The following is a 12,749-nucleotide window of genomic DNA, read 5'->3' as shown; positions in this document are numbered from 1 at the left end:
ATTACTTGTGGTAAGGGTGCCCGGACAGGACTGTCCAGGCACGATACAACTGTTCGCCGATCAGAATCCGCACCAGCGGGTGCGGCAACGTCAAAGGCGACAACGACCAGCGTTGATCGGCCCGGGCACAGACTTCCGGTGCCAACCCTTCCGGGCCACCCACCATGAAGTTGACCGTGCGCGCGTCCAGCCGCCAGCGATCGAGCTCGACCGCCAGTTGCTCGGTGCTCCAGGGCTTGCCGTGCACTTCGAGCGTGACGATCCGCTCGTTCGGCCCGACCTTGGCCAGCATGGCTTCGCCTTCCTGACGGATAAAGCGCGCCACATCGGCGTTCTTGCCGCGGGTGTTGAGCGGAATTTCCACCAGTTCCAGGGCCAGCTCGGAAGGAAGACGCTTGGCATATTCATGCCAGCCTTCTTCCACCCACTTGGGCATGCGGGAACCGACGGCGATCAGGCGCAGTCGCACAGCGATCCCTTATTGCTGGTCTTTGTTGAGCTTGGTGAAATGCTCATGGGTGTTTTCCGGGCTGTGGTGCGCGGCGCTGGCCGAACGGCTTTGCTCGGCACCGGCCCACAGGCGCTCCAGGTCATAGAACTGGCGCGCCGAGGCGGTCATCATGTGCACGATGACGTCGTCCATATCCAGCAACACCCAGTCGCTGTCGCCCTTGCCTTCTTCACCCAGCGGCTTGACGCCCTGGGCCTTGACCGCTTCGCGAACCTTATCCAGCATCGCGCCGATCTGGCGGTTGGAGGTACCGGTGGCGATGATCATGTAGTCCGTGATGCTCTGCTTCTCGCGAACGTCGATCACCTGGATGTCTTGGGCCTTGACGTCTTCCAGGGCCGCCACGGCAACCTTGACCAGCTCTTCGCCGGCCAGTACCACGCCAGTATGAGCTTCTACGGGAAGCGGGGCGCTCTTGAATGTGCCCTTGCGCTTTACTTTGTTTACGTCTTTGTCAGTCATATAAAACTCGTTTTGCTCGTATGTTCGGGCGCTTCGCTACACGCATTCACGTGCCTTGAAGCGCGCCCTTTTTTCAGTTCGACGCACGGTACAGCCCGTGCGCATCGATGTAGGCCAGGACCGCGTCGGGCACCAGGAAACGTACCGACTTACCGCTGGCCAGCAGTTGACGGATCTGGGTGGCGGATACCGCGAGCGGCGTCTGCCAGACGAATGCAATCTGTCCGCTCGGCCCTTTCAGGGCCAGCGGGTCGCTCACCGAACGCGCCGCCAGCAGGTTGCGCAAGGCATCCGGCGGCTCGCTGTCGGCATCCGGGCGTTGCAACACCAGGATGTGGCAATGCTGGAGCAACTCTTCCCAGCGATGCCAAGTGGGCAGGCCGCAAAATGCGTCCCAGCCCAAAAGCAGAAAAACCTGGGCATCGGCGGCCAGTTCGGCGCGCATCAGCTCCAGGGTATCAATGGTGTAGGACGGTTTGTCCCGCAGCAATTCGCGGGCGTCCACCACCAACGGCGCCACACCGGCCACCGCGCACTCGACCATCGCCAGACGGTCCTGGGCCGATACCTGCGGCGTATCCCGGTGAGGCGGCCTGGCGCTGGGCGTCAGGCGTAGCTCATCGAGGGCCAGGGCATCGGCGACTTCCAGCGCACCGCGCAAGTGGCCGATGTGCACTGGGTCGAACGTGCCGCCCAGGATACCGATGCGCTGGGGCGCAGTTGTCGTCGTCACTGCGGCTGACGGGTCAAGGTCGCCCAAGTCAGACCGGCTCCTGTCCGCGCAACTGGCCGTCACCGACCACGATGTACTTCTCGCAGGTCAAGCCTTCGAGGCCCACCGGGCCACGGGCGTGCAGCTTATCAGTAGAAATGCCGATCTCGGCACCCAATCCGTATTCGAAGCCGTCGGCGAAACAGGTCGGGGTGTTGATCATCACCGACGCCGAGTCCACTTCGGCCACGAAACGCCGGGTTTCACCCTGGTGTTCGCTGACGATGGAGTCGGTGTGGTGGGAACCATGGCGATTGATGTGCTCGATGGCCTGGTCCAGCCCGTCGACCACGCGGATCGACAGGATCGGCGCCAGGTACTCGGTGTTCCAGTCTTCTTCGGTGGCCTCGGCCGCCTCAATGATTGCCCGGGTGCGTTGGCAACCGCGCAGCTCGACGCCTTTTTCGCGGAACTGGGCGGCCATCGCCGGCAGGAAGTCCTGGGCAACGGCCTGGTCCACCAGCAGGGTTTCCATCGCGCCGCAGATACCATAGCGGTAAGTCTTGGCGTTGAAGGCAATGCGCTGGGCTTTGGGCAACTCGGCGTGGGCACTGACGTAAACGTGGCAGATGCCGTCCAGGTGCTTGATCACCGGCACGCGGGCGTCGCGGCTGACCCGTTCGATCAGGCCCTTGCCGCCACGGGGCACGATGACGTCGACGAACTCGGGCATGGTGATCAGTGCGCCGACCGCGGCGCGGTCGGTGGTTTCCACCACTTGCACCACGGCCGCCGGCAGATCGGCTTCGGCCAGACCGCGCTGGATGCAGGCGGCAATCGCGCGGTTGGAATGAATGGCCTCGGAACCACCGCGCAGGATGGTCGCGTTACCCGACTTCAGGCACAGGCTCGCAGCATCGATGGTCACGTTCGGCCGCGACTCGTAGATGATGCCGACCACGCCCAGGGGCACGCGCATCTTGCCGACCTGGATACCCGACGGCCGATAGCTCATGTCCCGGATGGCCCCGACCGGGTCCGGCAGCGCCGCGACCTGGCGCAGACCGACGATCATGCCGTCGATGCGTGCCGGGGTCAGCGCCAGGCGTTCGAGCATGGCCGGCTCGAGGCCGTTGGCCCGGCCGGCGGCCAGGTCCAGCTCATTGGCGGCGGACAACTCGGCGCGAGCGGCGTCCAGCGCATTGGCGGCGGCCAGCAGGGCGCGGTTTTTCTGCGCGGTGCTGGCACGGCCGATGATGCGCGACGCCTGGCGAGCGGCGCGACCCAGGCGGGTCATGTAGTCAAGAACGGACTCAGTCATGGTCTGTGTGGTCTTGGCAAAGGGGAAAGCGGCAGATTATAGCTGTCGTATCCCTCGACTAACAGCGTGGACTCACAGTGGTGACCGGCGGAAGAGCAAAACCTGTACAAATAGTCGCTGTTCAGCGCCGATTAAGCTTTCCATTGCTATCATCGCGCTTCCTTTGGCCTCCCTTCGTCTCACGCCATGACCGATTCGCCCCCACTGCCAAACGCCCTGCCGGACAGTTTTTTTGATCGCGATGCCCAGGTGCTCGCCCGTGACCTGCTGGGCAAAGTCATTCGCCACAAGGTCGGTGACCTGTGGCTCAGCGCGCGGATCATCGAAACCGAAGCCTATTACTTCGCTGAAAAGGGCAGCCACGCTTCGCTGGGCTACACGGAAAAACGTAAGGCTTTGTTTCTGGATGGCGGCCACATCTATATGTATTACGCCCGGGGTGGCGATTCGCTGAATTTCAGCGCCCATGGCCCCGGCAATGCGGTGCTGATCAAATCGGCATACCCGTGGGTCGATACTGTTTCCGGCCCGGCGAGCCTGGCGCAGATGCTGCTCAACAACCCCGACGCCCAAGGCCGCCCGCGCCCCTCGCAAAAGCTTTGCGCCGGCCAGACGTTGTTGTGCAAGGCCCTGGGGCTGAAAGTGCCGCAGTGGGATGCCAAACGCTTCGACCCGGAACGCTTGCTGGTGGAAGACGTGGGCGTGCCGACAGTCAACGTGATCCAGACTACCCGCCTGGGCATCCCACTGGGACGGGATGAACACCTGCTCTACCGCTTCGTCGACGCGGCCTACGCACCCTGGTGCACGCGGAACCCGCTGCGTCGCGGACAGGTCGAAGGGCGGGATTATTTTTTGCTTTCCTGAACGCCACACTGCCCAACCCTGTGGGAGCGAGCCTGCTCGCGATGGCGCCAGGTCAGTCGAATCAGAGGTTGGCTGATACACCGCTATCGCGAGCAGGCTCGCTCCCACAGTAAAAAATGCATGCCGCTTAATGCTCAATGGAAATGGAGTTGTTTTTATGGGCCCATGGCTCGATAGCATCACTGGCTGGCTGACCGCCAACCCGCAATGGCTGGCGGCGGCGGTGTTTATCGTTGCCTGTGTAGAGTGCCTGGCCATCGCTGGGTTGCTCGTGCCGGGTACGGTGCTGTTGTTTGCGGTCGCGGTCCTGGCCGGCAGCGGCGCGTTGTCCCTGGGCGAGACTTTGCTGCTGGGCCTGCTGGGCGGTTTGCTGGGGGACTTGGTGTCGTATTTCCTGGGCAGGCATTTTCACCAGAACATCCGGCGCCTGCCGGGGCTGCGGCATCACCCCGAATGGATGAGCGCGGCGGAAAGCTATTTCCAGCGCTACGGCATCGCCAGCCTGCTGGTAGGGCGCTTCATTGGCCCGCTGCGACCCATGTTGCCGATGGTGGCCGGGATGTTCGACATGCCCTTCCCGCGCTTCGCCGCCGTCAGCCTGTTGGCCGCCGCCGGCTGGAGCGTGGCGTACCTGCTGCCCGGCTGGGCCACTGGCGCAGCGATCCGCCTGCCGTTGCCCGAGGGTTTCTGGCCACAGGCCGGTGTCGTGATTGGCAGCATCGCGGTGATGATCGCATTGAGCGTCAACAGCAGCCTGCGGCGCCATCGACATGCCTCAGCGCTGATCGCAGGTCTGGGCCTGGTGATCCTGATCGGGCTGTTCATCGGCTTTCGCTACCTCACAGCTTTCGATCAGGGGCTGGTGGCGCTGGTCCAGGAACATCGCAGCCCGACAATGGACGAAATCGCCGTGACCTTCACGCTGATCGGCGAATTCCACTACATGCTGATTTTCAGCGCCCTGCTGACCGGGTTGCTATTGCTGGCGCGCCAATGGCGCCAGGCAATCTTTGCCGGGGCCACGATGCTGTTCACCGCATTGGCCAATACCGGCACCAAGCACTTTTTCGCCCGTGTACGCCCGGAAGTCCTGAGCGAGCCGCTGACCAGCTACAGCATGCCCAGCGGTCATGCCTCCGGCGCCTTTGCCCTGTTCCTGGCGCTGGCCATCCTGGCCGGTCGCGGGCAACCGCCACGCCTGCGCCTGACCTGGCTGTTGCTGGGCTGTTTGCCGGCGTTGGCCATTGCCCTGTCGCGGGTGTATCTGGGTGCCCATTGGCCGAGCGACATCGTCGCCGGCGCCATGCTCGCCGCCTGTGTCTGCGCAGCGATGCTCTGGCTGAGCCAGCGCCAGACCCCGCTGCCGGCCATGCCGCCGAAAATCTGGTGGTTGATTCTGCCGGCGATGGTGGCGGCATTCAGCTTCTTCGCACTGCGCCACCTGCCCAATGGGATGCTGCGGTATGCCTATTGAGGCCGGCAGCCAGCTATCGCGAGCAAGCTCGCTCCCACAAGAGATCAGCCTGGTCAGTGATTAGCGCCTCAGGCGAACAGTTCGCCCTGCAACTCATCAAGCAACGCCTGGATTGCATCCAGCCGCTGCTGAGGATCATCGAGTTGCAGCAGGTCGAGCTTGTCCAGTTCATTGAAGGGCAGCAGGTAGGCCAGTTGATTGGCGAGCGACTGCTGGCCGGTGGCTTCGGTGCCCATGTTCAGGGCCTCGACCATCGGGTGTTCGGCCAGGGCCTTGAGCAGCGCCACCAGGTCGGCATCCTCATCCTGCAGCGGTTGTTCCGGCTCATCCTCCAGCCACTCGACTTCAGCGACGGTCAGTTGATCGGCCTGGACACTGCTGCTGTGCACGATAAAACGTCGTCCACCCTGCACACGAATGCCCAGCAGCCCGTTGTCCTGCTGGGAGAAATCGGTGATTCGCGCTTCACAGCCCACCCGCGCAAAGCCGTCGGGGGCGATACCGACTTCCTCGCCATCGAGGATGCACACCACGCCGAACCCCTCGCCCATTTTCATGCAGCGACCGATCATATCGAGGTAACGCGCCTCGAAAATCTGCAAATCGAGGATGCAACCGGGGAACAGTACCGTGTTCAACGGGAAAAGCGGCAAGCTCATAAGCAGTTCCTTAAACCGTCATCGACACCACCAACGGCAGCAACACCGCCGTGGCCACGCCCATCAGACTCATCGCCAGCGCCGCAAAGGCGCCGGACTCTTCGCTTTCCTGCAACGCCACGGACGTGCCGACCGCGTGAGCGGTCAGGCCCAGGGCCATGCCACGGGCTTCAGGGCTATGGACCCCAAGCCTAGTCAGAATGCTCGGGCCCAGAATCGCCCCGAGCACCCCGGTGATCAACACAAACACCGCCGCCATGGCCGCTACGCCGCCGATCTGCTCGGCCACCAGCATGGCGATCGGTGAAGTCACCGACTTGGGCGCCATGGTCATCAGGATCATGTGTTCGGCGCCAAAAGCCCAGCCCAACACCACCGCAGAGCCCGTGGCGAACACCCCGCCTATCACCAGCGTAGTAAAAATCGGCCAGAACAATTGCCGGATCCGTCGCAGGTTCAGGTACAAGGGCACCGCCAGCGCGACGGTGGCCGGCCCCAGCAGAATGCTGAGAATTTCCGTGCTCTCACGGTACTCGGCGTAGCTGATGCCGCAGCCGACCAGCACACCGATCAGCAGCAACATCGACATCAGCACCGGCTGCAGAAACACCCAGCGGGTCTTTTCGAACGCCGCCAGCACCAGTTGATAGGCGCCCAGGGTGATGCCGATACCGAACAGCGGATGATGGATCACCGAACTCCAGGCGCCCTGCCAGTCAAGCATCATTGCCCATCCTCCGACTCGGGGGCGTGACGCCGGGCCAGGCGTTGCATCAGCACACCGGTAAACGCCATGGACAGGATCAACGACAGCACCAACGCACCGACAATGGCCCAGAAATCGGCAGCGATGGCCCGGGCGTACACCATCACCCCCACCGCTGGCGGCACCAGCAGCAACGGCAAGTAGCGCAGCAGGCTGCCGGCCGCCAGGTTCAATGGCTCGCCGACTTCACCACGGATGACCAGATAGCCCAGCAGCAACAGCAGGCCAATGATCGGCCCCGGCAGCACCGGCAGGAACAAATGATTGATGGCGGTGCCCAGCAATTGGAACAGCACCAGCCAGGTCAGGCCCCGTAGCAACATCCTTCATCCTCCCCAGCAACACGTACGCAAACAATGCGCGCGCATTATAAGCACGCCCGCGCTATGGGTCGGCATTCGTAAAAAGCATGGTCGATGACCTGCCCTGCCCGTCATGTTGATCTACAGTGGTTCTCCGGGGACGCCGATCCCCGTTCCAAAAAAGACAAAACCGATGAACCCAAGGAGAGTCTCAATGCCCTACGTTCCCGTTGCAGCGCTCAAAGATTATGTCGGCAAGGAACTTGGACGTTCCGAATGGCTTACCATCGATCAGGATCGCATTAACCTGTTCGCCGAAGCCACTGGCGACTTTCAGTTCATCCACGTCGATCCGGTCAAGGCCGCGCAGACACCGTTCGGCAGCACCATCGCCCACGGTTTCCTGTCGCTGTCGCTGATGCCCAAGCTCATGGAAGACATCCTGATCCTGCCCGAAGGCGTGAAGATGGTCGTCAACTACGGGCTGGACAGCGTGCGCTTCATCCAGCCCGTGAAAGTCGACTCCAAGGTCCGCCTCAAGGTCGACCTGGTGGACGTGACCGAGAAGAAACCCGGCCAATGGCTGCTCAAGGCCATCGCCACCCTGGAAATCGAAGGTTCGGACAAACCGGCCTACATCGCTGAGCCCCTGTCGCTCTGCTTCGTGTAGCCCCTCGCGGATGCGAAGCCGCTGCGGCAGTTTCGCATCGCTTCTCCTGACGCGCATTGCTACGGCATACTCGTGACCTGATTATCTGGATCCCGTTATGCGCTCATTTCTCCCTTTGGCCCTGACCCTGCTGCTCACCGCTTGCGGCGACGGCGAATCGCTGTTGCCTCCCGACGCGCGCCTGCCCGACGGCGGACGCTATCGCGGCGACCTGGTGGACGGTTTGCTGCAAGGCCAGGGGCGTGTCGACTACCCCAACGGCAGTTGGTACGCCGGGCAGTTCGACAAAGGCCAGTGGCACGGCACCGGGGAATGGCACGGCAGCAATGGCGAGGTCTATCGCGGCCAGTTCCAGCAGGGCCTGTTCAACGGCCAGGGTAGCCTGACCACGCCCACCAGCAGCTACACCGGCGGCTTCAAGCAAGGCCGGCGCGACGGTGAAGGTACGCTCAAGGAACACGGCATGGTCTACCGCGGCGAATTCAAGGCCGACCGCTATTCCGGCTTCGGGCGCCTGGAGCTTGAGGACGGCAGCCAATACCAGGGGCCGTTCGTCAACGGCAAACCCAACGGCGAAGGCCAGCGCTTCGACGCCAGCGGCAACCAGTTCACCGGCAATTTCGTCGACGGCCAGCTCCAGGGCAAAGGCACCTTCAACAGCGCCGAGGGCGACGTCTACATCGGCGGGTTCAAGAACAACCAGCTCAGCGGTCGCGGTCGTTATGAAAATGCCGACGGCGATGTCTGGATCGGCCAGTTCAGGGAAGGCGCGCTCACCGGCAAGGGCCAACTGATCGGTGCCGACGGCAGCCACTACCTCGGTCAATTCAATGACTGGCGCTTTAGCGGCGAGGGCCGGCTGAACCTGCCCGACGGCAGCTTTTATATCGGCCAGTTCGAGAACGACACCTACCACGGGCGCGGCACCCTGGCGCTGACCGATGGCACCGTGCAAAGCGGCACCTGGGCCAACGGCCTGCGAGTACGCGACGCTGGCGGGCGGCTACTGCCGGATGTGCTCGAGCTCGGCCTTTTGGCCCAGGGGCGCCTGTTGGAAAATGCCCTGGCCAATATCCCGGCCTCGACGCCCGCGGTGGAGCTGTACAGCCTGACGGTGGGCGGCGACGGCAAGCAGAGTGTGTTCCTGCGCGAGTCCGACTATGTCGCCAACATGCTCACCAGCCGTTTTGGCGCGTTCGGCCAGATCCGCCTGGTCAACCACCGCGATCACCTCGGTGACCGGCCCATGGCCACTCGCGAAAGCCTGCGCCGCGCCGCCAGCGCCCTGGCCGAACGCAGCGGCCCGGAAGACCTGATCTTCATCTACCTGACCAGCCACGGCACCAGCGAACACGAACTGGTGCTCGACCAGCCGCGCATGGAACTGGCCGACCTGCCCGCCGATGAACTGGCCGTGGTGCTGGCGCCGCTGAAGGATCGCGACAAGATCGTGGTGATTTCAGCCTGTTACTCCGGCGGCTTCATCCCGGCGCTCAAGGATGAACGCACCTTGATCATGACCGCTTCCCGCGCCGATCGGGTGTCGTTCGGCTGCTCCGAGGAGGCCAACTTCACCTACTTCGGCGACGCGCTGTTCGCCCAGGCACTGAACCAGACCGACGATCTTGAGCAAGCCTTCAAGCGTGCCAAGGCCACCGTGGCCGAGCGAGAACAGGCGGACAATTTCGAAGCCTCCGAGCCGCAGATCTGGGCGCCCAGGACCGTCCTTTCCCATTGGCAGCTATTGCGCAAGCAACAGGCGCGAAAAGCATTACAAAGTACGGCATTGAACGACGAGGCCCAAAAGAGCAACTAAGCTGAATCGTATCAAGGGGGAAACACTATGTACTTGACGCCTCAGCATGTTTTGCTTGCCGGAGCTTCCGGGTTGACCGGGGAACATCTACTGGACCGGCTGCTCAACGAGCCGACCATCACACGTGTATTGGCGCCTTCACGCCGGCCGCTGGCCGAGCATCCACACCTGGAAAACCCGGTCGGTGAAACAGCCGAACTGCTGCCCCGCCTCAGTGGCCAGGTGGACATCGCATTCTGCTGCCTTGGCACGACCATCAAGAAGGCCGGTTCAGAACAGGCGTTTCGCGCGGTGGACCTGGACCTGGTGGTGGCCTTCGCCAAGCGCGCCCGGGAGCTGGGCGCAAGGCACCTGATCGTGATCAGCGCGCTGGGGGCTGACCCGAGTTCTTCGATTTTCTACAACCGGGTCAAAGGCGAAATGGAAGCCGCCCTCAAGGCCCAGGACTGGCCACAGCTGACCCTCTGCCGCCCTTCCCTGCTACTGGGCGAACGCACCGAACCGCGGTTGGCCGAACAATTGGCCGGCCCCTTGTCGAGGCTGATCCCCGGCAAGTACCACGGCATCGAAGCCTGCCAACTGGCCCGCGCCATGTGGCGCCTGGCCCTGGAAGAACAGGAAGGGGTGCGGGTGGTGGAGTCGGATGAGTTGCGTAAGTTGGGCAAATAATTGCGGCGCCTGGGCGGACGCCATCGCGAGCAGGCTCGCTCCCACAGTTGACCGAGTTCTTCAGAAGGAATGCGTACCAATGTGGGAGCGAGCCTGCTCGCGATAGCGGTGGCCCAGCTTACATCCATGTTGGATTGTAGCGCTGGTTACAACCCACCCGTAGCCTGAAACCCCACGCCAATCACCGTCAGCAACGACAACGGCAATAACAAGGTATCGAGCAACGCACTGGCCGGCAGATCCACGCCTGGGTAACGCGGCGCTTCGGCGCCAAAGCGGTCCTTGGCGCAACAGCCACCGTTAAGCGCATACAAGTCCAGGCGCGTGCCCGCATACACCACCGGCGCGCCGGGTTTGGCGGCGTCCAGGGTACGGGCGGTGGCGCAGCCGGTCAGTTGCAGCGCCAGCAGCACCACCAGCAGCTTATTCATCACTGCTCAAATGGTACTCGCCCCAGCGCGGCAGCATGTCCTGGGGGATGTTCAGCAGATTGAGAATCCGCGCGACCACAAAATCGATCAGGTCATCGATAGTCTGTGGCTGGTGATAAAAACCCGGAGAGGCCGGCAGAATCGTCACGCCCATGTTCGACAGCTTGAGCATGTGCTCCAGATGAATACTCGAATACGGCGCCTCACGCGGCACCAGGATCAACTGGCGACGCTCCTTGAGCGTCACGTCGGCGGCGCGCTCGATCAGGTTGTTGCAGGCACCGGTGGCAATCGCCGAGAGCGTACCGGTGGAACACGGCACCACCACCATCGCCGCCGGCGCCCCGGAGCCCGAGGCCACCGGCGACATCCAGTCTTCCTTGCCATACACACGTATCTGCCCCGCCGCCGCACCGGTGTATTCGGTGAGGAAGGCCTGCATCATCTGGGTCTTGGCCGGCAGGGTGACGTCGGTCTCGGTGGCCATCACCAATTGCGCCGCCTTGGAGATGAGGAAATGCACCTCGCGGTCTTCCCGCACCAGGCAATCGAGCAGGCGCAAGCCGTACTGGGCGCCGGAAGCACCGGTCATGGCCAGGGTGATGCGGTCGGGGCCGTTGCTCTCCAGGCGCGTGTTCATTTCAGTGCCTCGGCCAGCTTGCCGTGCAGGCCGCCGAAGCCGCCGTTGCTCATGATCACCACGTGAGTACCGGGCTGGGCCTGGCTCTTCACGCGCTCGATGATGCCTTCCAGGGAATCGCTGACAATCGACGGCACCGTGCACAACGCGGCGGTGGCGCCCAGGTCCCAGCCCAGGTTGGCCGGTGCGTACCAGATCACCTGATCGGCATCCACCACGCTTTCCGGCAGGCCGTCGCGGTGGGCGCCGAGTTTCATGGAGTTGGAACGCGGCTCGATGATGGCAATCAGCGGTGCATCGCCGATGCGCTTGCGCAAACCGTCGAGGGTGGTGGCGATGGCCGTCGGGTGGTGGGCGAAGTCGTCATAGATGGTGATGCCGCGCACTTCCGCGACCTTTTCCATCCGCCGCTTCACGCTTTTGAACGCACTCAGCGCGGCAATGCCCATGGACGGCACCACGCCGACATGACGGGCCGCCGCCAGGGTCGCCAGGGCGTTGGCGACGTTGTGCTGGCCGGTCATGTCCCAATCGACCACACCTTGGGCCACGCCTTCGAACATGACTTCGAACTGCGAACCGTCATCCTTGAGCAACTTCACTTGCCACTGCCCGCCGGCGCCAGTGGTTTGCACCGGGGTCCAGCAACCCATTTCGATCACCCGCTGCAACGCGGGCTCGGTGGTCGGATGGATGACCAGGCCTTCACTTGGAATGGTGCGCACCAAATGGTGGAACTGCCGCTCGATGGCCGGCAGATCGGGGAAAATGTCGGCGTGATCGAACTCAAGGTTGTTGAGGATCGCGGTGCGCGGGCGGTAGTGGACAAACTTCGAACGTTTGTCGAAGAACGCGCTGTCGTATTCATCGGCCTCGATCACGAAGAACGGCGTACCACCCAGGCGCGCCGACACCGAGAAATTCTGCGGCACGCCGCCGATCAGGAAGCCTGGGCTCATGCCCGCGTGTTCCAGCACCCAGGCGAGCATGCTGCTGGTGGTGGTCTTGCCATGGGTGCCGGCCACGGCCAGGACCCAACGGCCCTGCAACACATGATCGGCCAGCCATTGCGGGCCGGACACATAAGGCAGGCCTTTGTTGAGCACGTATTCAACCGCCGGATTGCCACGGGACATGGCGTTGCCGATGACCACCAGGTCCGGCGCGGGGTCCAGTTGCGCCGGGTCGTAGCCTTGGGTCAGCTCAATGCCCTGGGCCTCCAGCTGCGTGCTCATCGGCGGGTAGACGTTGGCGTCGGAACCGGTCACGTGATGGCCCAGCTCCTTGGCCAATACCGCCATCGAGCCCATGAAAGTGCCGCAAATACCGAGAATATGGATGTGCATAGTCGACCTCGTAAACATGGCCGCAGGTTAGCGTAGGGAGGGGGAAATCGCACCTTGTGTTTCGAACTGCAACCATCAGGACAGCGCAAATCCTCTGTGGGAG

15 protein-coding genes are annotated in these 12,749 nt (G+C 63.0%); 5 read left to right on the top strand and 10 right to left on the bottom strand.

Features of this window, described 5'->3' with window-relative positions; genetic code table 11:
• Window position 1: 1 nt before the first annotated feature.
• The 4 genes from rlmH to CRX69_RS07725 all read right to left on the bottom strand — a co-directional run bounded on the left by rlmH (window position 2) and on the right by CRX69_RS07725 (window position 3,006).
• Entirely contained in the window at window positions 2–469 is a 468-nt protein-coding gene (rlmH, locus tag CRX69_RS07740; protein WP_047229490.1) for a 23S rRNA (pseudouridine(1915)-N(3))-methyltransferase RlmH, read from the bottom strand.
• 9 nt (window positions 470–478) lie between these two features.
• Window positions 479–973, bottom strand: a complete 495-nt coding sequence (rsfS, locus tag CRX69_RS07735) for a ribosome silencing factor (RefSeq protein WP_014340379.1) — start codon at window positions 971–973, stop codon at window positions 479–481.
• Window positions 974–1,046: 73 nt separating this feature from the next.
• A complete protein-coding gene (nadD, locus tag CRX69_RS07730) occupies window positions 1,047–1,733 on the bottom strand; it encodes a nicotinate-nucleotide adenylyltransferase (protein WP_047229489.1) in 687 nt (228 codons plus the stop codon).
• 1 nt (window position 1,734) lies between these two features.
• Entirely contained in the window at window positions 1,735–3,006 is a 1,272-nt protein-coding gene (locus CRX69_RS07725; RefSeq protein WP_047229488.1) for a glutamate-5-semialdehyde dehydrogenase, read from the bottom strand.
• 186 nt (window positions 3,007–3,192) lie between these two features.
• Here CRX69_RS07725 and CRX69_RS07720 point away from each other — a divergent pair, with 186 nt between their 5' ends.
• Together CRX69_RS07720 and CRX69_RS07715 are read left to right on the top strand one after the other, a co-directional pair.
• A complete protein-coding gene (locus CRX69_RS07720; protein ID WP_107321815.1) occupies window positions 3,193–3,873 on the top strand; it encodes a DNA-3-methyladenine glycosylase in 681 nt (226 codons plus the stop codon).
• Between the two features lie 157 nt (window positions 3,874–4,030).
• Window positions 4,031–5,347: a bifunctional DedA family/phosphatase PAP2 family protein gene (locus tag CRX69_RS07715; RefSeq protein ID WP_107321814.1), complete on the top strand. Its 1,317-nt coding sequence runs from the start codon at window positions 4,031–4,033 to the stop codon at window positions 5,345–5,347.
• Window positions 5,348–5,415: 68 nt separating this feature from the next.
• Here CRX69_RS07715 and CRX69_RS07710 read toward each other — a convergent pair whose 3' ends face one another.
• The 3 genes from CRX69_RS07710 to CRX69_RS07700 are packed head-to-tail and all read right to left on the bottom strand — an operon-like array spanning window position 5,416 to window position 7,095.
• The gene (locus CRX69_RS07710; protein WP_047229485.1) at window positions 5,416–6,006 is read right to left on the bottom strand and encodes an LON peptidase substrate-binding domain-containing protein; all 591 of its coding nucleotides are present in this window, start codon (window positions 6,004–6,006) and stop codon (window positions 5,416–5,418) included.
• 10 nt (window positions 6,007–6,016) lie between these two features.
• Window positions 6,017–6,733, bottom strand: coding sequence for an LrgB family protein (locus tag CRX69_RS07705; RefSeq protein WP_047229484.1), 717 nt, complete (start codon window positions 6,731–6,733; stop codon window positions 6,017–6,019).
• On the bottom strand, window positions 6,730–7,095 hold the full coding sequence (locus CRX69_RS07700) for a CidA/LrgA family protein (RefSeq protein WP_047229483.1): 366 nt from the start codon (window positions 7,093–7,095) through the stop codon (window positions 6,730–6,732). The genes CRX69_RS07705 and CRX69_RS07700 overlap by 4 nt, the downstream gene beginning before the upstream one ends.
• 193 nt (window positions 7,096–7,288) lie before the next feature.
• Between CRX69_RS07700 and CRX69_RS07695 the strand changes: the two genes are divergently transcribed.
• The 3 genes from CRX69_RS07695 (at window position 7,289) to CRX69_RS07685 (ending at window position 10,229) form a co-directional block, all read left to right on the top strand.
• On the top strand, window positions 7,289–7,744 hold the full coding sequence (locus CRX69_RS07695) for a MaoC family dehydratase (protein WP_107321813.1): 456 nt from the start codon (window positions 7,289–7,291) through the stop codon (window positions 7,742–7,744).
• A gap of 97 nt (window positions 7,745–7,841) precedes the next feature.
• The gene (locus CRX69_RS07690; RefSeq protein ID WP_107321812.1) at window positions 7,842–9,560 is read left to right on the top strand and encodes a C13 family peptidase; all 1,719 of its coding nucleotides are present in this window, start codon (window positions 7,842–7,844) and stop codon (window positions 9,558–9,560) included.
• A gap of 27 nt (window positions 9,561–9,587) precedes the next feature.
• Window positions 9,588–10,229: an oxidoreductase gene (locus CRX69_RS07685; protein ID WP_047229480.1), complete on the top strand. Its 642-nt coding sequence runs from the start codon at window positions 9,588–9,590 to the stop codon at window positions 10,227–10,229.
• Window positions 10,230–10,375: 146 nt separating this feature from the next.
• Here CRX69_RS07685 and CRX69_RS07680 read toward each other — a convergent pair whose 3' ends face one another.
• From CRX69_RS07680 to mpl, 3 genes are read right to left on the bottom strand one after another with little or no spacing between them, the layout of a single operon-like run.
• A complete protein-coding gene (locus CRX69_RS07680; RefSeq protein ID WP_047229479.1) occupies window positions 10,376–10,660 on the bottom strand; it encodes a YceK/YidQ family lipoprotein in 285 nt (94 codons plus the stop codon).
• Entirely contained in the window at window positions 10,653–11,300 is a 648-nt protein-coding gene (gene ubiX, locus CRX69_RS07675) for a flavin prenyltransferase UbiX (RefSeq protein ID WP_047229478.1), read from the bottom strand. The genes CRX69_RS07680 and ubiX overlap by 8 nt, the downstream gene beginning before the upstream one ends.
• Window positions 11,297–12,646 (bottom strand): UDP-N-acetylmuramate:L-alanyl-gamma-D-glutamyl-meso-diaminopimelate ligase, encoded by a 1,350-nt coding sequence (mpl, locus tag CRX69_RS07670; protein ID WP_076383495.1) that lies wholly within the window; start codon window positions 12,644–12,646, stop codon window positions 11,297–11,299. Before mpl ends, ubiX begins: the two co-directional genes overlap by 4 nt.
• Window positions 12,647–12,749 lie beyond the last annotated feature (103 nt).

The sequence above is a fragment of the Pseudomonas rhizophila genome (assembly GCF_003033885.1).
GTDB lineage: Bacteria > Pseudomonadota > Gammaproteobacteria > Pseudomonadales > Pseudomonadaceae > Aquipseudomonas > Aquipseudomonas rhizophila.
Note: the sequence above shows the minus strand (reverse complement) of the source record. Positions and strands in the feature narration are given on the sequence as shown.

Bases quoted from the DNA above. Each gene is read 5' to 3' on its own strand.
- ubiX (WP_047229478.1), bottom strand. From the start codon at position 11,300: ATGAACACGCGCCTGGAGAGCAACGGCCCCGACCGCATCACCCTGGCC.
- CRX69_RS07715 (WP_107321814.1), top strand. From the start codon at position 4,031: ATGGGCCCATGGCTCGATAGCATCACTGGCTGGCTGACCGCCAACCCG.
- mpl (WP_076383495.1), bottom strand. From the start codon at position 12,646: ATGCACATCCATATTCTCGGTATTTGCGGCACTTTCATGGGCTCGATG.
- CRX69_RS07710 (WP_047229485.1), bottom strand. From the start codon at position 6,006: ATGAGCTTGCCGCTTTTCCCGTTGAACACGGTACTGTTCCCCGGTTGC.
- CRX69_RS07695 (WP_107321813.1), top strand. From the start codon at position 7,289: ATGCCCTACGTTCCCGTTGCAGCGCTCAAAGATTATGTCGGCAAGGAA.
- CRX69_RS07685 (WP_047229480.1), top strand. From the start codon at position 9,588: ATGTACTTGACGCCTCAGCATGTTTTGCTTGCCGGAGCTTCCGGGTTG.
- CRX69_RS07700 (WP_047229483.1), bottom strand. From the start codon at position 7,095: ATGTTGCTACGGGGCCTGACCTGGCTGGTGCTGTTCCAATTGCTGGGC.
- CRX69_RS07680 (WP_047229479.1), bottom strand. From the start codon at position 10,660: ATGAATAAGCTGCTGGTGGTGCTGCTGGCGCTGCAACTGACCGGCTGC.
- CRX69_RS07690 (WP_107321812.1), top strand. From the start codon at position 7,842: ATGCGCTCATTTCTCCCTTTGGCCCTGACCCTGCTGCTCACCGCTTGC.
- rsfS (WP_014340379.1), bottom strand. From the start codon at position 973: ATGACTGACAAAGACGTAAACAAAGTAAAGCGCAAGGGCACATTCAAG.
- CRX69_RS07720 (WP_107321815.1), top strand. From the start codon at position 3,193: ATGACCGATTCGCCCCCACTGCCAAACGCCCTGCCGGACAGTTTTTTT.
- CRX69_RS07725 (WP_047229488.1), bottom strand. From the start codon at position 3,006: ATGACTGAGTCCGTTCTTGACTACATGACCCGCCTGGGTCGCGCCGCT.
- CRX69_RS07705 (WP_047229484.1), bottom strand. From the start codon at position 6,733: ATGATGCTTGACTGGCAGGGCGCCTGGAGTTCGGTGATCCATCATCCG.